The organism is Chromobacterium sp. Rain0013 (assembly GCF_015291765.1).
Classification (GTDB): Bacteria; Pseudomonadota; Gammaproteobacteria; order Burkholderiales; family Chromobacteriaceae; genus Chromobacterium; species Chromobacterium haemolyticum.
In genome coordinates this window covers 539,696-560,116 of the sequence record NZ_CP031514.1, presented here as the reverse complement: position 1 = coordinate 560,116, position 20,421 = coordinate 539,696, and the positions used below count along the sequence as shown (strand labels likewise).

Below are 20,421 nucleotides of genomic sequence, written 5' to 3'. Positions count from 1 at the left end.
ATGCAACGCACACTCGTTCTGAACGTGGTGGGCCTGACGCCGCAGCTGCTGCGGTACGCGCCGCACTTGATCCGGTTGGCGGAACGCGGCGCGCAGCGCCCGCTCATGGCGGTGACGCCGGCGCTGACCTGCCCGGCGCAAGCCACCTATCTGACCGGCCAGCTGCCGCAGGCGCACGGTTGCGTCGCCAACGGCTGGTATTCGCGAGAGCTGGCCGAGCCGTTGTTCTGGAGACAGAACAACGCCTTGATTCAGGGCGAGAAACTTTGGCACGAAGCCCGGCGCCTACACGCCGGCTTCAGCTGCGCGCAGTTGTTCTGGTGGTACAACATGTATGCCGACGTGGACTGGAGCGTGACGCCGCGCCCGATCTACAAGGCCGACGGCCGCAAGATTCCCGACTTCTACTGCAACCCGCCGGAGCTGCACGCGGAGTTGCGTCAAAAGCTGGGCGATTTTCCCTTGTTTCACTTTTGGGGGCCGGCGGCGGATATCCGCTCCAGCCGCTGGATCGCCGACTGCGCGCTGCATCTGTACCGCTCGCGCCAGCCCACGCTGACCCTGGTCTATCTGCCGCATCTGGATTACTGCCTGCAGCGCTTGGGGCCGGATCATCCGGACGTGGCAGCGGAGGTGGCGGCGGTGGATCAGTTGTGCGGGGAGTTGATCGAGGAGGCTGACCGGGACGGCAGCCGCGTGATCGTCTTATCCGAGTACGGCGTCACGCCGGTCAGCAACGACATCGCCATCAACCGCGTTCTGCGCATGGCCGGTTGGCTCAAGGTGCGGGAGGAGCAGGGCGAGGACAAGCTGGACTGCGGCGCGTCGGCGGCTTTCGCGCTGGCGGATCATCAGATCGCTCATGTCTATGTGCGCCAGCCGGCGTTGGTGCCGGAGGTGAAGGCTTTGTTGCTGGAGCTGGAGGGGGTGGAAATGGTGTTGGACCAGGCCGGCAAGCGCTTGCTGGGGCTGGATCATCCGCGTTCCGGCGAGCTGGTGGCGGTGAGCCGGCCGGATCGCTGGTTCAGTTATTACTATTGGCTGGACGATGCGCACGCGCCGGATTTCGCCCGCACGGTGGATATTCACCGTAAGCCGGGCTATGACCCGGTGGAGTTATTTTTGGACCCGGCTTTAAGTTGGCCGAAGTTGGACATTGCCTGGACGTTGTTGAAGCGCAAGTTGGGGATGCGGAGTTTGTTGGAGGTGATTCCGCTGGATCCGTCTTTGGTGCGGGGGTCGCATGGACGTCCCACGCTGAATCCGGAGCATGGTCCATTGATGATTAGTTCTTTGCCGGACAGTTTGCCGTCGGGGGCGGTGCCGGCGACGGCGGTGCGGGACATCATCATGGATCATATGTTTGGGGAGGTGGAGACGCGGCTGGCGTATGGGGCGCATGGGGTGATGGAGTAGGGGGCTGCCTTATTCCTGCACGATGTTCAGTGTGATTGTTGTGTTGAATCCGCTGCGCGGATGATGGTTTGCATTGCCGGGGCTGCCCGGCAGGCAGGAAGGGGAATTTGCTCGGCCAAATTCCCCTTCACCCCAAAGGCCGCCCTGCAAGCCTGGCCTACGGCTTCCCGCCGGGTCCCGTCAGGCCCGAGGCGCGGCTGAACTCGCAGCGCGCTAACGTCGCGCTGCTCGAACAAGCAGCCGCTTAAAACCTCGGGCCTGCCACCCGTCGGCAGGCTTGAAGGGACTAGGGGTGCGTCGAATACGTGGTTTCTTCTTGGTTCTTTGGAGATATCCACAGATCGGGTGGAATTGGAGAGTTATCCCCAAAAGGGACTCACTCAGCCAAGTCATTGATCTTTTTTTAAGAGAGCAGACCACCTCGTGCAGCGCCCAGGTGTCCCCTCGGGGTTTCGCGTCCTGGGGACGAGGGGGGATGAAAGGGGGCGGCGGCCCGCCCCCTTCCCGTCTTATTCCCTCGCGACGCTGCGCTTGCCTCGCTCGGTCAGCGCGGAAAGCGGCACCCAAAACATCATCCGCGCAGCGGATACAAAACCCACACACCTAGCCACACCAACCACCTCACCTTGACCCCAACCGCCCCCTCGGCAACAATCCCCCCGTTGCCGCCAAAACAAGCGGCACACGGGATTGGCGTCCCGTTCGTGTGTACCACCAGCCTACGCAGCATACTGCGCGGGCTGTTTCACCATGGCTGTGCCGTTTGGCAGGCGCGTGGTGGGAGAGTGCCATGCACTCACCGGTCTGGTACACACCCGGTACGCCAATCCTGCCACGCGCCTGCCTCACCTCAGCCTTCCCCGGCAGGTAGTTTATCTTGTGTCACAGCAGGAGAAACACCATGCAACATCCTCAAAACTTCCCTCGTCGTCGCCGCTACAAACTGCACTCGCTGGAGCAGCAGGAAGCCCTGCTTCCCTTTGTTCGTTTCTGCCCCGGCCGCACCTATGCGCATTACTGGCAAATGCCCACGCCCCGTAAGGATTACCCCGCCGACAGCGCCTACGGCCGCGAATGCGCGGCGCATTTGCTGCAATGGATGAAGGACAACCGCGAATACGTTGGCAAAGGCCTGCTCAGCCGCGTGGCGCGCGACATCGATTTTGACGACCGCGACGGACGCGGCCAGTGGATGGGTTTCTTCAACTATCTGGAAATCATGATGCTGCTGGGAGCGGATCGGGTCCGGGTCTACCGCCATGTCGATAGCCAACATCAGTTCTATCTGGCGCTGGGACAACGGCTCAGCCTGGAAGCGCGTTTCCGTCGCATCCGCCTGCGCAATCGCTGACCTAAGCAGGTGGGTGGAGCCGTAGGCGATACCCACCAAACCCCGCTGCCGCCGCTTGCCACTGCGCGGCGCGGGCGCAAAAAACGGGGCGGCCATGGGCCGCCCCGCTTCATTCAAGCGGCTACGCTTATTCCTGCAACAGCGCCGCCCTGCGCTCAATCCCCTTCACCTCCACCTTCAAGGCCTTGGCCAGACGCTCGCCGTACTGGCGGTCCGCCTTGTAGAAGTGCGACAACATCACATCGCGGGTCTCGGCATTGCGTACCTTGGACAGGTCGCCGGACAGATTGCGGATCAGGTCCGCCTGGTCCTGCGCGCTCAGCGAGCGGTAGAACTCGCCGGCCTGCTGGAAGTTCAGCGTTTTGGCGATGGCCTCTTGCTGGGTGTTGCCCTGCAAGGGCAGGCGGCTGTGTTTGAACTGCGGGTCTTGCGGCTTGGGAGCAAGCCGGCTGGGTTCGTAATTGACGCTGCCCTGGCGGCCGGAGGCGTTTTGCGCGCCGTCCTGATTGTTGTTCACCACCTCAACCCGCGGGCGGTTTACCGGCAATGCCTGGAAATTGGTGCCCACGCGGTGCATCTGGGTGTCCAGATAGGAGAACAGCCGGCCTTGCAGCAGTCGGTCTTCCGAGGCCTCGATGCCCGGAACCAAGTTGGCCGGCGACATCGCCACTTGCTCGGTGGCTTCGAAGAAGTTGGCCGGAATCCGGTTCAGCGTCATGGTGCCCACCTTGCGTTCCGCCACGCCGGTCCACACCTTGGTGGGGTCCAGCGGGTTGAAGGCGAAGCGGTTCATGTCCTCTGGCTGGATCAGCTGCACGTACAAATCCCAGGACGGGTAGCGTTTCTGTTCGATGCTTTGCAGCAGGTCCGCGGTGGCGTGGCCAACTGATTGGCCCTGCACCTTGGGCAGTTCGTCCGGACGCAGGTTGCGCTCGCCCTGGCGCGATTTCCAGGTGAACTTGGCGTATTGGTAGCGGCCGTCGGCGGCCACCAGTTTCAGCGCGTGCACGCTGCTGCCGTTCATTTCACGGTAATTGGCCGGGGTGCCGTAGTTGGAGTACACCCGGGTCAGCATGTGGGTGGATTCCGGCAGGTGGGAGAAGAAGTCGAAGATACGGTTGGGGTCTTGCTCATTGCTCACCGGGTCCGGCTTCAGCGAGTGCACCATGTCCGGAAACTTGATCGCGTCGCGGATGAAGAACACCGGCAGGTTGTTGCCCACCAAGTCCCAGTTGCCTTGCGCGGTGTAGAACTTGGTGGCGAAGCCGCGCGGGTCGCGGTCGGTTTCCGGCGCGCCGCGGCTGCCTATCACGGTGGAGAAACGCACGAATACCGGGGTTTGTTCGCCCTTGCGGAACACCAGGGCGCGGCTGACGTCTTGCAGTCCCTCGCTGGCGACGAAGACGCCGCCGGCGCCCACGCCGCGCGCATGCACCACGCGTTCCGGGATGCGCTCGCGGTCAAAGCGTTGCAGCTTTTGCAGCAGTTGAATGTCTTGCAGCAGGGTGGGGCCGTTGGGGCCGGCGGTTTGGCTGTTCTGGTTGTCGCCCACCGGCGCGCCATTGTCCTGAGTCAGGGCTGCGGCTTGGGTCAGAGCGGCGCTACAAGCCAGCGCCACGGTGAAAAGCTTGCGGTTCACGGAAAAGGTCAGAGCAGACATTGGCACTCCCATAAATTATTAGAACATTTACTAAGGGAGTGGCCATTATCGGAACTGACAATAGTTTTGTTAAATCTTAAATCACAATTTGTTTGATAGTGTTTATTAATGGGCGAAGACGACGGCGTTACTTTTCCGCCAACAGCCGCTCAATGCGCCGGTCCGGCACGAGCCAGATCAGGGCCATCAGCACGTACATCGCCGCGGACAGCCATTCCCAGTAAAAGGCGGCGGCGATGCCGATCAGGTAGCACAGCGGGGATATCTTGCCCTTGATGTCCTTGCCCAGCGCCTCGGACAGCCGGGTGCGGTTGCCGGGCAGGCACAGCAGGGATTGTTGCATCAGCCACCAGGCCAGCGCGCACATCAGCAGCACCACGCCGTACAGGGCCAGCGGCAGCGGGGCGAAGTGGTTTTCTCCCATCCAGCCCGTGACAAAGGGAATGAGGGACAGCCAGAACAGCAGGTGCAGATTGGCCCACAGCACGCGGCCGTCCACGCGCTGGATGGCGTGATAGAAATGGTGGTGGTTGTTCCAGTACAGGCCCACATAGATGAAGCTCAGCACGTAGCTGAGGAAGACCGGCCAGCGGTCTTGCAGGGCCGTCCAGCTGGTGTCGTGCGGCACTTTCAGCTCCAGCACCATGATGGTGATGATGATGGCGAGCACGCCGTCGCTGAACGCTTCTAGCCGGTTCTTTCCCATGATATCCCTATCAGCTGTTTCAATCGGATGATAGGGGGAGTATAGACGGCTTTGCAGATCGTAAATAGGTTCTCAGCCTGGCTGCTGGGTTGGCGCCGGGCGGTAAGGCAGGCGGATGCGGGTGATGAAACGATCACCGTCCAGCCGGGCGCTGAGCGAGGCCTCGGCGTCGAAATACAGCTCCAGCCGTTCGGCCAGGTTGTCCAGCGCCATATGGTGTCCGGGCGTGTCCGCGGCGGGTTCCGGGTTGACCGGATTGCTCAGCGTCAGCTCCAGCAGTTGTTCATGCCGGCGCGCCTGGATGCGGATCTCGCCGCCGTCGGCCAGCCGTTCTATGCCGTGGAACACCGCGTTTTCCACTAGCGGTTGCAGGATCAGCGGCGGTAGCGCGGCGTCCAGCGGCGCTTGCACGTCCCAGCTCACTTGCAGGCGCGCGCCCAGCCGCTCGGCCTCGATCGCCAGATACATGGCCGCCAATTCGATTTCGCGGCCCAGCGTGGATTGTCGCGCCGGGTCGCCCAGTTGGGCACGGAACAGGTCGGCCAGGTTTTCCAGCACCATTTCCGCCTTGTCTGGCTGTTTGCCGATCAGGGTGATGGCGGCGTTGAGGCTGTTGAACAGGAAATGAGGACGGATGCGGGCCTGCAACGCGATCAGCCGGGCCTCGGACAAGGCCGGGGACAGGGCGCGCGCGCGTAGATTGAGGTAGTGCTGCATCAGCCCGCCCACCGCGCCGGCCAGCAGCACCTGGCCCCAGGGCATGGGCGCCAGCGGGTTGAGCAGGCGGCCGCAGAAGGCGAAGGAGAGCAGACAGATGGCGGCGGCGGCCAGCGCGGCGCGGCGTCCGTGGTGGAGGCGGCGGCCCAGCAGGGCCAGCAGGCCCAGGCTAAGCAAGGCGCCGGGCACCAGCAGGCTGGACAGGCGCAGCAAGCGCCAGGGCAGCGGCTCTCCGCCGTCGTCCAGCAACAGGCCGCCCAGCAGGAACAAGCCCAGCAGCAGCAGCGCGCGCAGCAGCACGCCCAGGTTGCGGTAGTCGGGCAGGTCGGGCGGGGACGGTAGCGGCATGGCGGCGCGGGGAAGAGCGAAATAGGATAGCCGCATCATAGCAAGGAAAACCCGCACTGGCCGAAGGCGCTCGCCGCTGGCATAGTAAGAGGTTCCCGGCGGCATTGCGCGTGTCCGGGGTTTCGCCAAGTTTTTCGTCCGCAGCCATCGTAGAAAGCATTGCCATGCAAGATCAACACGCCTGGTCCGGCCGTTTCTCGGAGCCGGTATCCGAACTCGTCAAGAAATACACCGCCTCGGTGGATTTCGACCGACGACTGGCCGAATTCGACATTGAGGGCTCGCTGGCCCACGCCGCCATGTTGCAGCGCGCCGGCGTCCTGTCCGCCGAAGACCTGGAAGCGATCCGACGAGGCATGGGCGAAGTGCTGGACGATATCCGCGCAGGCCGCTTTGAGTGGAGCGTGGATCTGGAAGACGTGCACATGAACGTGGAACGCCGGCTCACCGACAAGATCGGCGACGCCGGCAAGCGCTTGCATACCGGCCGCAGCCGCAACGACCAAGTGGCCACCGATATCCGCCTGTGGCTGCGTGCGCAGATCGACGCCATCGTCGGCCTGATCGGCGAGCTGCAGCACAGCCTGCTGGACCTGGCCGAGCAGCACGCCGAAACCGTGTTGCCGGGCTTCACCCATTTGCAGGTGGCGCAGCCGGTGACCTTTGGCCACCACATGCTGGCCTACGTGGAAATGCTGGCGCGCGACGCCGAGCGGATGAGCGATTGCCGCAAGCGCGTCAACCGCCTGCCGCTGGGCGCGGCGGCGTTGGCCGGCACCACTTTCCCGATAGACCGTCATTACACCGCCCAGCTGCTGGGTTTCGACGATGTTTGCCACAATTCGCTGGACGCGGTGTCCGACCGCGATTTCGCGATTGAATTCACCGCCGCCGCCAGCCTGGTGATGGTGCATCTGTCGCGGCTGTCCGAGGAGCTGATCCTGTGGATGAGCCCGCGTGTCGGCTTCATCGACATCGCCGACCGCTTCTGCACCGGCAGCTCCATCATGCCGCAGAAGAAGAACCCGGACGTGCCGGAGCTGGTGCGCGGCAAGTCCGGCCGCGTGGTGGGTCACCTTATTGCGCTGGTGACGCTGATGAAGGCGCAGCCGCTGGCTTACAACAAGGACAACCAGGAGGACAAGGAACCGCTGTTCGACACCGCGGACACCTTGATCGACACCTTGCGCATTTACGCCGACATGATGCGCGGCGTCACCGTCAAGCCGGAGGCGATGCGCGCGGCGGTGCTGCAAGGCTTCGCCACCGCCACGGATCTGGCCGACTATCTGGTGAAGAAGGGCGTGCCCTTCCGCGATAGCCACGAGGTCGTGGCGCTGACGGTGCGTCACGCCGAGCAGCAGGGCGTGGACATTGCCGACCTATCTCTGGCCAAGCTGCGCGAGTTCTCGCCGCTGATCGAAGACGACGTGTTCGCCGTGCTGAGCCCGGAAGGCAGCCTGGCGCAGCGCGATCACGTGGGCGGCACCGCGCCGCGCCAGGTGCGCTTGCAGATCGAGCGCCATCGTCAACGCTTGCAGCCGCGTTAATACCCGCTAACACAACCCCTGATCCTGCGCGCCTTACGTGTACTGCCTGCGTTGGCGCGCCTTGGCTCAGGTTCTCTGCGCGGTTTTGTTAGCGGCTCTATAGCGCCTGTTCAAAGTCTCGCGAGCAAGAGCGAGACAAGGCGAAAACGAGCGAAAAAGCGGAATGTGCGAGGGGTACATGAGCATCTTGAGCTTGTACTCACCGTGCGACGCTCCACGAAGCGCAGCAGACTTCTAAACACCACGCATGGCTGTCGGGCCGCGCCCGCCCACCCTGGCGGCACGCGGCTCGATTGCGTTTTGGGCGGCGTCGATTGCGGCAATTTATATCAAACATAAGTCAATCAAAGACATTTTATTAAATAAATCTTTCTAATTAGCTTTTCTGTCTTCGGCTAAACCGTTATCTTTAGCGCCAGACTTGCGGGAGCTTCGAAAAATCGCGATGGCGGCCGAGCACGCGCCGCGCGGCAATGCCCGCTCATCCCTCATCCTGGCAGTCCCCGTCCATCCATGCTGTTCTCGCCAGCGCCAGCCGTGTCGCGGATTGGCGCGCGTCGTCATGGCCGGGCGCCGGGCTGCTTCTTGTCATTCAGTCACTCAGTCACGCCGGGGAACAATGTGTTTTGTCGCCATCGCTTCCGTCACCTGATCAGCCGAGGCAATCAGTTCCGCGGCAGCCTCAACGCCGCGGAATGGGCCTTGGTCTTGCTGGTGGCCGTGTTGCCGGCGGCAATAGGCCTGCCCTTGACCTGGAACCGCTACCAGCTGGATGTGCAGGCGCAGCTGCAAAGCGCCGCGGGGCGCGCGGTCAATTCTGTGGACCGGGTGTTTGGTCAGGTGGATCGCTCGCTGCGCGAAGCCGCGCCGCTGGCTGGCCTGCCCTGCGCGCAGGCGCGCGGGAAACTGGTGTCGCTGGCGGCTTTCGACCCCTATATCCGCTCGCTGGGGCTGCTGGACGGGCGCCGCCTGTATTGCACCTCGGTGCTGGGCGCGCAGGACACGGTGCTGCCCTTCACTCCATCGGCGCCGCAACAGCTGATCCATCGCCAGGGTTCCGGCCCCCTGTATCCCAAGCGCCCCTTCCTAATGCGTTCTTTGCTGGGGGAGCGGGGGCAGGGCATTGTCGCCAGCGTGGAGCTGGCCTATTTCAGCCCCTTGCTGCCCTGGCAGGCCGACGACGGCCACAGCGGCTCGCTGCTGGTGTTGAACCATAAGGAAGCGGTGCAATCCACCTTGCCGGGCGTTGCCGAGGTGCCGGGCAGCGCGGTGCTGCGCGTGATTGCGGCGTCTCGGCACTATCCGCTGGCGGTGCACAGCTGGGTGGACTCCGAGTACCTGTGGCGCGGCGCGTCGGCGCGCCTGCTGCGCGCCTTGCTGCTGTTGCTGCCGGTGGGCGTGGTGGGGGCGGCCCTGCTGCTGGGCTATTTGCGCAAGCGTGGCTCGGTCAGCGGGGAGATACTGCTGGCTTTGCGCAATCAGGAGTTCCTGCCTTACTACCAGCCGGTGTTCGACGCTTGCGGCCATCGCTGCATGGGGGTGGAAGTGTTGCTGCGCTGGCAGCATCCGCGCCAGGGCCTGGCGCCGCCGGATCTCTTCATCCCGGTGGCGGAAGCTTCCGGCATGATCATCCAGATTACCCGCTACCTGATGCGGCGGGTGGCCGCGGACATGGAGTCGCTATCCTTGCCCGACTGCTTCTTTGTCGCGCTCAATCTGTCGCCCAGCCATTTGCAACATGCGCAGCTGGTGGAGGATTGCCAGGCGTTTTTGCAACACTTCTCGAAGACGCCGCCGCGCTTGGTGCTGGAAGTGACCGAGCGCGAGCCTATCCGGGTGACGCCGCAAAGCCAGCAGGTGATGGCCGAGCTGCGGCGGATGCGGGTGCAGATCGCCATCGACGACTTCGGCACCGGCCACAGCAGCTTGGCGGAACTCAACCGCATTCACGCCGACCATCTGAAGATAGACCGCGTGTTCGTGGCGGCGATAGGCAGTGATTCCATCGCCAACCGCATTCTGGAAATGATCATCGACCTGGCCAAGCAACTGCGCATCTCCATGGTGGCAGAGGGGGTGGAAACCGAACAACAACGCGCCTATCTACAACAAAGCGGCGTGCATTACCTGCAGGGCTATCTGCTGGCGCGGCCGATGCCGCTGGAGCAGTTGCGCGATTTTCTGTGGGGACGGCGTGCGTCCTTGGCGGAGGGCCAGGCGGCTCCCTGAGTAAAAAATGCGCAATAAACGAACACTATTGGCCGATATCAAGCCGGAATAGTGGTTCTGTTTGCCGCTGACCCGCAAAATATGTTACTAAAGTGACGTGATTTTCGATTCCGAATAGTTATGAGCCGCTCACCCCGTCACGACAAGATTCTGCAGCTGGTCCGCGAAAACGGCTTCATGCCGATCGAAGAGCTGGCCAGACTGCTCGATGTCACCCCGCAAACCATTCGCCGCGATATCAACCAGCTGTGCGAGGCCAATTTGTTGCGCCGTTACCACGGCGGCGCCGCCTTGGGCAGCAGTGTGGAGAATGAGGACTATTTCGCGCGCAAAGGAAAATTCCAGAGCGAAAAAGCGCATATCGCGGACATGATCGCCAGTAGCATTCCCGATCATGCCTCGCTGTTCATGAGCATAGGCACCACCATAGAGGCGGTGGCCCAGGCGCTGACCAGCACGCACAAAGGCTTGCGGGTGATCACCAACAACATTCACGTTGCCTCCATCATGTCCACCAATCCGGATTTCACGGTGATGATCACCTCCGGCACGGTGCGCGCGTCCGACGGCGGCATCACCGGCGTGGCCACGCTGGACTTCATCAATCAGTTCAAGGTGGATTACGCCATCATCGGCGTATCCGGCATTGAACCGGACGGCTCGCTGCTGGACTTCGATTACCGCGAAGTGCGGGTGGCGCAGGCGATGATGTCCAACGCCCGTCACCGCTATCTGGCGGCGGATCACAGCAAGTTTGGCCGCAACGCCTTGGTGCGCATGGGCCACATCAGCGAATTCCACACCGTGTTCACCGACTCGCTGCCGCCGGAGCCGGTGACCAAGCTGCTGGAAGAGCAGGGCGTGCGCCTGGTGTTGACCGAGGCCTGATGACCCGCGTGTAAGAGCCTGTCTATGATCTCGCTCTTGCTCGCGAGACTTTGAACAGGCTCTGAGCGTGCGCGAAAAAAGCCGGAGCGTCCTTGACGCCCCGGCTTTTTCATTGCCGCGCCAGGCTCAGCCCGGCATGGTTTCCACCCGGTTGCGGCCGTTGGCCTTGGCCCGGTACAGCATTTCGTCGGCCTGCTGCACCAGCTCCGTGCTGCTGCCGGCGGTATCCAGCGAGCTGATGCCCACGCTGAAGGTTTGACGGAAATCGCCGTCCGGCGCGCGTTGCTGGATCTGGCTGAAGTCCTGACGCAATTGGTCCATCAGTTCACGCGCCTGCGTCTGATTCGTGCTGGGCAGCACGATGGCGAACTCCTCTCCGCCGTAGCGGCCCACCAGGTCGCTGCTGCGCAGCCGCTCCTTGAGAAAGCGCGCCAGATTGATCAGCAGCTCGTCGCCGGCCGGGTGACCGTGGCTGTCGTTGATGGTTTTGAAGAAGTCCAGATCCAGCATGGCCAGCGATAACGGCCGTTGATCGCGGCGCGCGCGCTGGATGCTGTACTCCAGCTGACCGTGCAGATGGGAGTGATTGAGCAGGCCGGTGAGGCTGTCGTTGATGATGTAGGAGCGCAGCTTGCGGTAACGGCGCGCGCGGTTGATCACGGTGACGATCAGCTCCTCCGGCGCCACCGGCTTGGTCAGGAAGCCGTCTATGCCCAGGGTCAGCGCGTCCAGCTGCACCGCCTGGCGCTTTTCCACAGACAGGAACACCACGGGGATGCCGTCCAGCAGCCGTTGCTGACGGATCACCTTGGCCAGCTCCATGCCGCTGCATTGCGGCATGTACATGTCCATCAGGATCAGGTCCGGGCGGAACTGCTCTATCATGTCCAGTACCCGTTCCGGCTGCGTCTCCTCGCGGGTTTCCACCCCCTGGGCGTTGAGCACGCTGGAGTAGAGCCCGGCCAGCGACTCCATGTCTTCCACGATCAGCACGCGCAGGGGCTCGCGCTTCTCGCCCAAATCTCCAAAGCTCAGCTGGTCTATCAGCTGATGCGCCTGCAGCGGCCAGTCCAGCAGGCTGCCGGCGCCGGCCCGCACCGCCGCCAGCCTCGCCTGAAAATCGTGCCGCGGCGAGGTCAGGATCAGCGGACAGATGCTGCTGATGGTGGGCGCCAGCAAGAGGATGGGGTCGTTGGCGGCGAATTCGGTGAAGGCCACCACGGCTTCCGGCGCCATGTCCTGCAAGGCTTGGGCCAGTTTGGCCGCCTGCTGGATCACTTTGGCGTGAATGCCGTAGCAGGACAACTGCTGGATCAACGGCGTGGCGTCCACATCCTGCGGCAGCCATAGATAAAGGGTGACCAAGTCGCCGCCCAGCAGCTTGTCGTAGTCGATCTCCGGCAAGCCGTCCTTGCGTTCCATCATGCCCAGTTGGCTGACCAGGCCCAGGTGGTGGCGCAGGCGGTTGTAGCGCTCGCTTTCCGACGGCGCGGTCTGCGGTTGCTGGATCCAGCCCTGCAGCAAGCGCGACAGGGTTTGGATTTCTCCCGTGATTTCGTTGAGGTCCTGCTCGCGCACCATATCTTCCAGCCGCAGGATCAGCGACAGCAGGTGAGCGGCCAGCGGTCGTTCCCAGCGAGTGACCAGCAGGTGGCCGATGCGATCGATTTCCTGTGCCAGATGCACGCGTTGTTTGAAAGCCTGATGTTGCGACATGGTCAAGTGTTCCCCGGTGGACCCGGTTGTCCGATATTCAAGTTCTGAAGCCGCGCCTTGGGCGCGCTGTTATAATTCGCCGTTGGATTGCAACGGCCTGGCAAAAATTTTTAATGAACGTTTTTTACGAAGAGAGCGGCGGCTTTAAGGTCGGCAGCATCGTTTCGCGCAATGACGCTAGTCTGCAAGTGGATACCCAGCATGGCAAGCGCGCCAAGATCAAGGCTGCGAATGTTTTTCTGGAGTTTAGCTCCGCATTGGGCGATTTTCTGCCCATGGTAGAGCAACTTGCCGCGGATATTGACCTGGATTTCCTGTGGGAATGCTGCCCGGACGACGAGTTCGGCTATGAGGCGTTGGCGGCCGATTACTGGGGCCGCGCGCCGTCGGCGGCGGAGGCCGCCGCCATCGTGTCGCGTCTGTACGGCGCGCCGATGTATTTCTACAAAAAGGGCAAGGGCCGCTACAAGAAGGCGCCGGAAGACGCGCTGAAGGCAGCGCTGGCCGGGCTGGAACGCAAAAAGCGCGAACAGGAGCAGATCGACCTGTGGGTGGCGGAGCTGAAAGCCGGCCAACTGCCGGAGGCGATCCGCAGCCAGTTGATGACGTTGTTGTGGAAACCCGACAAGAACACGCTGGAGTTCAAAGCCTTTGACCAGGCCGCGCGCGAACTGAGCCTGCCGCCGCTGCGGCTGGCGGACAAGGTGGGCGGCATCTCTTCGGTGCCGGACTACCTGATGGCCGGTTTCATGCTGGAGTTCTTCCCCAAGGGCCGCGGTTTCGGCAAGTACGAGCTGCCGGCGTTGCCGGAGGACTTGCCCTTGTCGCCGGTGCGCGCCTTCTCCATCGACGACGCCAACACCACCGAGATCGACGATGCGCTGTCGGTGCAGGACTTGCCTAACGGCAATAAGCGCGTGGGCATCCACATTGCCGCGCCGTCGCTGGGGATAGAGATCGGCTCTCCGCTGGAGAAGCTGGTGCTGTCCCGCCTGTCCACCGTGTATTTCCCCGGCGACAAGATCACCATGTTGCCGGACGATCTGGTGGAGATGTTCACCCTGAAGGAAGGACACGATTGCCCGGCGCTGAGCCTCTATGTGGAGGTGACGCCGGAGTTCGAGCCGGTCGCCTACGAAAACCGCATCGAAAAGGTGCATATCGCCGCCAACCTGCGCCACGCCGCGCTGGAGCAGTTCTTCAACGAAGAGACGCTGGCTTGCGATCCGGGTGTGGACTATCCGTTCAAGCAGGAGCTGATCTGGTTCTGGCAGTTCGCCGAGGCCTTGGAGAAGCGCCGCGGCAAATACGATCCGACCCGGCCGGTGCAGATGGACTACAACTTCGACGTAGTCGACGGCAAGGTGTTGATCACCCTGCGCAAACGCGGCGCGCCGATGGACAAGCTGGTGTCCGAGCTGATGATCCTGGCCAACAGCGAGTGGGGCCGGATGCTGGCCGAGGCCGACATCCCCGGCATGTACCGCGCGCAGAGCATGGGCAAGGTGAGGATGACCACGCGGCCGGAGCCGCACACCGGCTTGGGCGTGGCCCAGTACGCGTGGGCCACGTCGCCGTTGCGCCGCGCCACCGACTTCATCAACCAGCGCCAGCTGATGTCGATGATCCGCGAGGAGAAGCCGCAGTTCGAGCAGGGCGACGCGATGTTGTTCGCCATCCTGCGCGATTTCGACACCACTTACTCCGCCTACCTGGGCTTCCAGGACCGGATGGAGCATTTCTGGTGCCTGCGCTGGTTCAGTCAGGAAGGGGTGTCCGACCCCACCGCCACCTTCATCAAGGAGGACTTGGTGCGCATCGACGGCTTGCCGATGCGGGTGCGCATCCCGGGCCTGCCGGAACTGGCGCGCGGCGACCGCATCCAGCTGGCCGTGATTCGCATCGACGAGTTGATGCAGGAGATCGAGCTGCGCTGCGTCGGAGTGCTCGGCCATGTGGATGCCGCCGAGGATGAAGAGACCGAAGCGGAGACAACCGGCGAGGTGGGCGAGGCGGGCGGCCAGGCCGGCTGAGTCCGCCATGCGAGACGTGCGAAAAGGCGGCCCAGGCCGCCTTTTTTGCATCCGGCTGGATGGTGCTTAGAGTGGCCGACAAAACTCAGTTTTACGGCTGAGGCAAGGCGCGCCGACTCAGACAGTACAGTGAGTACGGCAAGTCGGCGCAACGCAGCATCAAGGGTTTTGTTAGCCGCTCTTAGAACCTGTTCACGATCTGCTGCGCTGCGGCGATACGGCGTTAAAAACAAGCTCAAAATGCTCATGTACCACGTGTACATTCCGCTTTCTCAGCTGTTTTCGCCTTGTCTCGCTCTAGCTCGCTAGATCGTAAACACGTTCTTAGAACATCTCGTCCAGTGCGGTGCAAGCCTCGCGCAACTCCGGCAGCGCTTCCGCCAGCGCCTCGCGGTGCAGGCCGGCGCGCTCCATCACGCTGACCGGCAAGGTGGCCAGCATGTCTTCCTCGCTCATATCGTGATTGAAGCCGGAGGTCATGAAGGACGCCAGACCAATCAGCAGCGCGAACGGAGACACTTCCTCGTTCAGCAGATCGTGCTGATTGAAGATGGCCTCCTGGATTTCGTCCGGAAAATTCCAGCGCCGCGCCAGCTCGGCGCCCACCTCGGTCAAATCCATGCCCAGCAGCATGCGCTCGGTGGCCACCCGGTCGGCGCCGCCGGCAACGATGCGGTCTATCTGCAGCGCCTGTTCCGGCACCGCCACGTAGAGCACCAGTTCGCCGATATTGGACAGCAGGCCGCAGGTATAGCCCAACTGCGGATCCAGCTTGGCCAGCCTGGCCAGCCGTTTGGCGGCGTTGGCCATTGCAAAGCTGCGCTGCCAGAACGCCTTCATGTCGAAGCCCTGAATGCCCAGCGTGGCGCCGGTGACGCCGGAGGCGATCACCAGCACCCTGAGATTGTCGAAGCCGAGCAGGATGATGGCGTCGTCCAGAGAACCTACGCGTCGGCTGCCGCCGAAGCGCGCGGTATTGGCCAAGCGCAGCACGCGCGCGGTCAACACCTGGTCATGTCCCACCTTGTCGGTAATTTCATCGATGTTCACGTCGGTGCGGTGAAAACTGGCCACCAGCTCCTGAACCACTTTGGGCACCATGGGCAGCTTGCCCGACGCTTTTTCAAATATTTCCGCCACTTGCATATGGGTCTCCAATATGAGGGTTTGCTGACGTCTGTTTTCCAGCGGCAAAACAGGCGTCAACAAACCCAACGGTGCCGTCGCCGGCGCGGGCGTGGGCCGGCGGCGATGAAGTCCTGCTCCTTGAGCTTAGGCAATTGGCGGGGGAAAGGAAGGACAAAACCGGACAGAGGCGCGCCAGCGGCGGGGCGGCCCAAAAAAAAACAGGGCCGGGAGGCCCTGTAAAGAAGCAACGTCGTTTAATTCCTGTGCAGCTGGCTGGCTTCCAGCGCCAACTGGGTGATGCGGTCCCAGTCGCGGTTCGCGATGGCGTCGTCCGGCGTCAGCCAGCTGCCGCCCACGGCCAACACATTGGGCAGCGCCAGGTATTCCGGCGCTTTCTTGATGTCGATGCCGCCGGTGGGGCAGAAGCGCAGATCGGAGAACGGGCTGGCCAGCGATTTAAGCAGCTTGACGCCGCCCACGGCCTCGGCCGGGAACAGCTTCTGGATGGTGAAGCCTTCGTCTTGGGCGCGCATGGCCTCGGACGGGGTGGCCACGCCGGGAATCAGGGTCAGATTGGCGGCGCGCGCGGCGGCGCCCAGCTCCGGGGTGAAGCCGGGGCTGACGCCGAACTGCGCGCCGGCGTCGATGGCGGCTTCCACATGAGCGCGGGTGCGCAGCGTGCCGGCGCCCACGATGGCGCCCGGCACTTCGTCGCGCATGCGGCGCATCGCCGCCAGCGCGGCCTTGGTGCGCAGCGTCACTTCCAGCACGCGCACGCCGCCGGCCACCAGCGCCTGGGCCAGCTCCACGGCCACGGCCGCGTCGTTGACGATGATCACCGGAACAACCGGGCCTTGGCGCAGCAGGGTCAATGCGTCCATATTCATTTTCTCCAAGAAGCGGGGTGGAAGTCGGGATGGCGGAAGCTGGCGGCGCCGGCTTCGGCGTGGTCTGCCACCGAGCGGAACACCGCGAACAAGTCCCGGCCCATGCCAAAATCATTATGCGTCAGGTCGGCCTGCGCCTGTTCGCGCGCGGCCCATTCGGCGTCGTCCACCAGCACGGTCAGCGCGCCGCTATTGGCGTCCAGCCGTATCAGGTCGCCGTCGCGCACTTTGCCGATCGGCCCGCCGGACAAGGCTTCCGGCGAGACGTGGATGGCGGCCGGCACTTTGCCGGAAGCGCCGGACATGCGACCGTCGGTGACCAGTGCCACCTTGAAGCCGCGTTCCTGCAAAATGCTCAGCGCCGGGGTCAGCTTGTGCAGTTCCGGCATGCCGTTGGCGCGCGGGCCCTGGAAGCGGATCACCGCGATGAAGTCTTTTTCCAGCTCGCCGCGCTTGAACGCGGCCAGCATATCGTTTTGGTCGTGGAAAATCACCGCCGGCGCTTCCACTACCCGGTGTTCCGGTTTGACCGCGGACACCTTGATCACCGCGCGGCCCAGTTTGCCGGACAGCAGCTTGAGGCCGCCGTCGGCGGAGAACGGGTCGGCGGCGGTGCGCAGCACGCTATCGTCCCCGCTGTCGGTGGGCGCGTCGCGCCATTTGAGCTCGCCGTTGTCCAGCCACGGCTCCTGCGCGTAGCGCGACAGGCCGCGGCCCACCACGGTGCCCACATCCTCGTGCAGCAGACCGGCGGACAGCAGCTCGCGGATCACAAAGCCCATGCCGCCGGCGGCGTGGAAGTGGTTCACATCGGCCTTGCCGTTGGGGTAGGCGCGGACCAAGAGCGGCACCACGGCGGAGAGTTCGTCGAAATCGTCCCAGTTCACGGCTATGCCGGCGGCGCGGGCAATGGCGACGATATGCATGGTGTGGTTGGTGGAGCCGCCGGTGGCCAGCAGCCCTACGATGGCGTTGACGATGGACTTCTCGTCTATCATCTCGCCCACCGGGGTGAAAGCCTTGCCTTGGGCTGCGATACGGGCCGCTTGCTGAGCGGCGGCGCGGGTCAGCGCTTCGCGCAGCGGGGTGCCCGGATTGACGAAGGCGGCGCCGGGCAGGTGCAGGCCCATGATCTCCATCAGCATCTGATTGGAGTTGGCGGTGCCGTAGAAGGTACAGGTGCCGGGGCCGTGGTAGGACTGGCACTCGGATTCCAGCAGCGCGTCGCGGCCCACCTTGCCTTCGGCGTACAGCTGGCGCACCTTGGCTTTTTCATCGTTGGCGATGCCGGTGGTCATCGGGCCGGCGGGAACGAATACCGCGGGCAGGTGGCCAAAGGAGAGCGCGCCTATCAACAGGCCGGGCACGATCTTGTCGCACACGCCCAAGTAAAGCGCGGCGTCGAACATCTGGTGGGACAGCGCCACCGCGGTGCTCATCGCGATGATGTCGCGGGAGAACAGGGACAGCTCCATGCCCGGCTGGCCCTGGGTTACGCCGTCGCACATCGCCGGCACGCCGCCTGCGAACTGAGCGGTGGCGCCAGCCGCCAGCGCCGCTTCCTTCAGCTGCGCCGGATAGGTTTCCAGCGGCTGGTGGGCGGACAGCATGTCATTGTAGGAAGAGACGATGGCCAGATTGGGGCGGTGTTCTTCCTTAAGATGTATCTTGATGCCGTCGGGCATGGCGGCAAAGGCGTGGGCCAAGTTGGTGCACGATAATTGCGAGCGCTCCACCCTTCCCTGATGGGCTGCGGCGCGCAAGCGGTCCAGGTAGGCGGCGCGCGTTGCCTGGCTCCGATTGACGATGCGCTCGGTAACGGCGGACAGGGTGGAATGCAAGGCCATGATGACGTTCCGTGTTGAAGTGGGTTGATAGTAGTTTTACTACACTCAAAATGCAAGACGCGCTCCAGCGCCGTCTCGCCATGATACGCCCGGCGGCGCTGGGCAACACCCGCCGTTGCAGCGATTGAGCGAATTGTTTGCTTTGAGGCAAAAGGTGTTGCAAAAGCGGCCTGCGTCAGCGGGATGACATGGACAAGGTAAATGCTGGTGGTAATATAACTACATCTACAAACATCTCGAGATGGAAGATCAGGATGGATACCCGTACTACGCCAACCCCGGCCTTCGATATGGTGTTGTTCGGCGGCGCCGGCGATCTAGTGATGCGCAAGCTGCTGCCCTCCTTGTATCAGGCGCACGCGGCCGGTCTGCTCAATCAGCAGGGCCGCATCCTGGCGCTGGGCCGCAAGGAACTGAGCCGCGACGACTACCTGGCCTTTGTCGAGAAGAACTCGCGCCAGCACGTTAAAGCCCATTTCGACGCCGCCGCCTGGGACAGCTTCTGTGCGCGGATTGAATACCTGAAAGTGGACGCCTCCCAGCCGCGGGACTTCCCGGCGCTGGCGGACAAGCTCAAGGGCGACGACGGCCGCGTGGTGGTCTGTTATCTGGCCACCGCGCCCAATCTGTTCGCCGGCATCTGCGAGAACCTGGCGGCGGTGGGCCTCAATAGCGGCAACGTGCGCGTGGTGTTGGAAAAGCCGCTGGGCACGGATCTGGACTCCTCCAACGAGATCAACGACGACGTGGCGCGCTTCTTCAAGGAAGAGCAGCTGTACCGGATCGACCACTACCTGGGCAAGGAATCGGTGCAGAACCTGATGGCGATCCGCTTCGCCAACGCGCTGTTCGAACCGCTGTGGCGGCGCGAATGGATACACGACGTGCAGATCACCATCTCCGAAGACCTGGGCGTGGGCAGCCGCGGCGACTTTTACGACGGCACCGGCGCGCTGCGCGACATGGTGCAGAACCACCTGCTGCAACTGCTGTGCATTGTGGCGATGGAGCCGCCGGCCAATATGGAAGCCGACGCGGTGCGCGACGAGAAGCTCAAGGTGCTGAAGGCGCTGCGCCCGTTCAGCGAGCAGGACGTGGCGGCCAAGACCGTGCGCGGCCAGTACAAGGCCGGCGCCGTGGGCGGCCAGCCAGTGGTGGGCTATTTGAGCGAGCAGGGCATCCCCGCCGACAGCCAGACCGAAACCTTCGTCGCGCTCAAGGCCGAGATCGACAACTGGCGCTGGGCCGGCGTGCCCTTCTTCCTGCGCACCGGCAAACGGATGCAAGAGCGGTTGGCCGAAATCGTCATCAACTTCCGCGACGTGCCGCACCAGCTGTTCAATGGCCCGATGAGCGGCAGCCACACCGCCAACCGGCTGGTGATCCGCTTGCAACCGGAAGAAAGCATCCGCCTGTACTTCCTGGCCAAGGAACCCGGCGACACCATGCGCCTGCAACCGGCCTACCTCGACCTAGACTTCTACAAAGCCTTCAAGGTGCGCCGCGCCGACGCCTACGAGCGCCTGCTGCTGGACGTGATTCGCGGCAAGTTGGCCCTCTTCATGCGCCGCGACGAGCTGATCGAGGCCTGGCGCTGGGTGGAGCCCATCATGGATGCCTGGAGCCGCAGCAGCAACCTGCCGCCCAAGCAGTACACCGCCGGCACCTGGGGCCCGGCGGCGTCTAGTGCTTTGTTATCGCGCGATGGGATAGGCTGGCACGAGGAATGCTGAGCCGCATGGAGGCATCCATCTGCTGCGCGTCTCGATCTCGAATGCTGCGGTGCTCGCCGTACTACTTGTACGGCTGCGCGTCTCGCTTCGACCTCGAGGCGCTCGCGACGATGGATATCCCATGCTGACCGTTTGCTACGCGTCTCGATCTCGAATGCTGCGGTGCTCGCCGTACTACTTGTACGGCTGCGCTTCTCGCTTCGATCTCGAGG

At 63.3% G+C, this 20,421-nt stretch carries 14 protein-coding genes; 7 read left to right on the top strand and 7 right to left on the bottom strand.

Annotated elements, in window-relative coordinates:
* Entirely contained in the window at positions 1-1,416 is a 1,416-nt protein-coding gene (locus DXT74_RS02635; RefSeq protein ID WP_081556485.1) for an alkaline phosphatase family protein, read from the top strand.
* Between the two features lie 901 nt (positions 1,417-2,317).
* Positions 2,318-2,767, top strand: a complete 450-nt coding sequence (locus DXT74_RS02630; protein WP_194427258.1) for a hypothetical protein — start codon at positions 2,318-2,320, stop codon at positions 2,765-2,767.
* Between the two features lie 127 nt (positions 2,768-2,894).
* Here DXT74_RS02630 and DXT74_RS02625 read toward each other — a convergent pair whose 3' ends face one another.
* From DXT74_RS02625 to DXT74_RS02615, 3 genes are all read right to left on the bottom strand, one after another.
* Positions 2,895-4,427, bottom strand: coding sequence for a catalase (locus DXT74_RS02625; protein WP_194427257.1), 1,533 nt, complete (start codon positions 4,425-4,427; stop codon positions 2,895-2,897).
* Positions 4,428-4,554: 127 nt separating this feature from the next.
* Positions 4,555-5,133: a TMEM175 family protein gene (locus DXT74_RS02620; protein ID WP_081556483.1), complete on the bottom strand. Its 579-nt coding sequence runs from the start codon at positions 5,131-5,133 to the stop codon at positions 4,555-4,557.
* A 72-nt stretch (positions 5,134-5,205) separates the two neighbouring features.
* Positions 5,206-6,198 carry a sensor histidine kinase gene (locus tag DXT74_RS02615; protein WP_194427256.1) on the bottom strand — a complete coding sequence of 331 codons (993 nt, stop codon included), beginning with the start codon at positions 6,196-6,198 and terminating at the stop codon, positions 5,206-5,208.
* Positions 6,199-6,362: 164 nt separating this feature from the next.
* Here DXT74_RS02615 and argH point away from each other — a divergent pair, with 164 nt between their 5' ends.
* The 3 genes from argH to DXT74_RS02600 all read left to right on the top strand — a co-directional run bounded on the left by argH (position 6,363) and on the right by DXT74_RS02600 (position 10,865).
* Positions 6,363-7,748 (top strand): argininosuccinate lyase, encoded by a 1,386-nt coding sequence (argH, locus tag DXT74_RS02610; protein ID WP_081556481.1) that lies wholly within the window; start codon positions 6,363-6,365, stop codon positions 7,746-7,748.
* Between the two features lie 621 nt (positions 7,749-8,369).
* Positions 8,370-9,977 (top strand): EAL domain-containing protein, encoded by a 1,608-nt coding sequence (locus DXT74_RS02605; protein WP_043639139.1) that lies wholly within the window; start codon positions 8,370-8,372, stop codon positions 9,975-9,977.
* A gap of 120 nt (positions 9,978-10,097) precedes the next feature.
* Entirely contained in the window at positions 10,098-10,865 is a 768-nt protein-coding gene (locus tag DXT74_RS02600; RefSeq protein WP_043639141.1) for a DeoR/GlpR family DNA-binding transcription regulator, read from the top strand.
* A 126-nt stretch (positions 10,866-10,991) separates the two neighbouring features.
* On the opposite strand, the gene DXT74_RS02595 is transcribed toward DXT74_RS02600, so the two are convergent.
* The gene (locus DXT74_RS02595; RefSeq protein ID WP_231138257.1) at positions 10,992-12,581 is read right to left on the bottom strand and encodes a diguanylate cyclase; all 1,590 of its coding nucleotides are present in this window, start codon (positions 12,579-12,581) and stop codon (positions 10,992-10,994) included.
* A gap of 113 nt (positions 12,582-12,694) precedes the next feature.
* Here DXT74_RS02595 and DXT74_RS02590 point away from each other — a divergent pair, with 113 nt between their 5' ends.
* Positions 12,695-14,614: a ribonuclease catalytic domain-containing protein gene (locus DXT74_RS02590; RefSeq protein WP_081556479.1), complete on the top strand. Its 1,920-nt coding sequence runs from the start codon at positions 12,695-12,697 to the stop codon at positions 14,612-14,614.
* A 324-nt stretch (positions 14,615-14,938) separates the two neighbouring features.
* Here the strand turns inward: DXT74_RS02590 and DXT74_RS02585 are convergent, their stop codons facing one another.
* The 3 genes from DXT74_RS02585 to edd all read right to left on the bottom strand — a co-directional run bounded on the left by DXT74_RS02585 (position 14,939) and on the right by edd (position 18,476).
* Entirely contained in the window at positions 14,939-15,760 is an 822-nt protein-coding gene (locus tag DXT74_RS02585; protein ID WP_043639147.1) for an HDOD domain-containing protein, read from the bottom strand.
* Between the two features lie 236 nt (positions 15,761-15,996).
* Entirely contained in the window at positions 15,997-16,623 is a 627-nt protein-coding gene (locus DXT74_RS02580; RefSeq protein WP_039753845.1) for a bifunctional 4-hydroxy-2-oxoglutarate aldolase/2-dehydro-3-deoxy-phosphogluconate aldolase, read from the bottom strand.
* Between the two features lie 2 nt (positions 16,624-16,625).
* On the bottom strand, positions 16,626-18,476 hold the full coding sequence (edd, locus tag DXT74_RS02575; protein WP_194427255.1) for a phosphogluconate dehydratase: 1,851 nt from the start codon (positions 18,474-18,476) through the stop codon (positions 16,626-16,628).
* 254 nt (positions 18,477-18,730) lie between these two features.
* Here edd and zwf point away from each other — a divergent pair, with 254 nt between their 5' ends.
* Positions 18,731-20,209 carry a glucose-6-phosphate dehydrogenase gene (gene zwf, locus DXT74_RS02570; RefSeq protein WP_043639153.1) on the top strand — a complete coding sequence of 493 codons (1,479 nt, stop codon included), beginning with the start codon at positions 18,731-18,733 and terminating at the stop codon, positions 20,207-20,209.
* Positions 20,210-20,421 lie beyond the last annotated feature (212 nt).

What these genes read in the sequence shown, in the direction of transcription:
- DXT74_RS02635 (WP_081556485.1), top strand. Translation starts at nt 1, where the DNA reads ATGCAACGCACACTCGTTCTGAACGTGGTGGGCCTGACGCCGCAGCTG.
- DXT74_RS02630 (WP_194427258.1), top strand. Translation starts at nt 2,318, where the DNA reads ATGCAACATCCTCAAAACTTCCCTCGTCGTCGCCGCTACAAACTGCAC.
- DXT74_RS02625 (WP_194427257.1), bottom strand. Translation starts at nt 4,427, where the DNA reads ATGTCTGCTCTGACCTTTTCCGTGAACCGCAAGCTTTTCACCGTGGCG.
- DXT74_RS02620 (WP_081556483.1), bottom strand. Translation starts at nt 5,133, where the DNA reads ATGGGAAAGAACCGGCTAGAAGCGTTCAGCGACGGCGTGCTCGCCATC.
- DXT74_RS02615 (WP_194427256.1), bottom strand. Translation starts at nt 6,198, where the DNA reads ATGCCGCTACCGTCCCCGCCCGACCTGCCCGACTACCGCAACCTGGGC.
- argH (WP_081556481.1), top strand. Translation starts at nt 6,363, where the DNA reads ATGCAAGATCAACACGCCTGGTCCGGCCGTTTCTCGGAGCCGGTATCC.
- DXT74_RS02600 (WP_043639141.1), top strand. Translation starts at nt 10,098, where the DNA reads ATGAGCCGCTCACCCCGTCACGACAAGATTCTGCAGCTGGTCCGCGAA.
- DXT74_RS02595 (WP_231138257.1), bottom strand. Translation starts at nt 12,581, where the DNA reads ATGTCGCAACATCAGGCTTTCAAACAACGCGTGCATCTGGCACAGGAA.
- DXT74_RS02590 (WP_081556479.1), top strand. Translation starts at nt 12,695, where the DNA reads ATGAACGTTTTTTACGAAGAGAGCGGCGGCTTTAAGGTCGGCAGCATC.
- DXT74_RS02585 (WP_043639147.1), bottom strand. Translation starts at nt 15,760, where the DNA reads ATGCAAGTGGCGGAAATATTTGAAAAAGCGTCGGGCAAGCTGCCCATG.
- DXT74_RS02580 (WP_039753845.1), bottom strand. Translation starts at nt 16,623, where the DNA reads ATGGACGCATTGACCCTGCTGCGCCAAGGCCCGGTTGTTCCGGTGATC.
- edd (WP_194427255.1), bottom strand. Translation starts at nt 18,476, where the DNA reads ATGGCCTTGCATTCCACCCTGTCCGCCGTTACCGAGCGCATCGTCAAT.
- zwf (WP_043639153.1), top strand. Translation starts at nt 18,731, where the DNA reads ATGGATACCCGTACTACGCCAACCCCGGCCTTCGATATGGTGTTGTTC.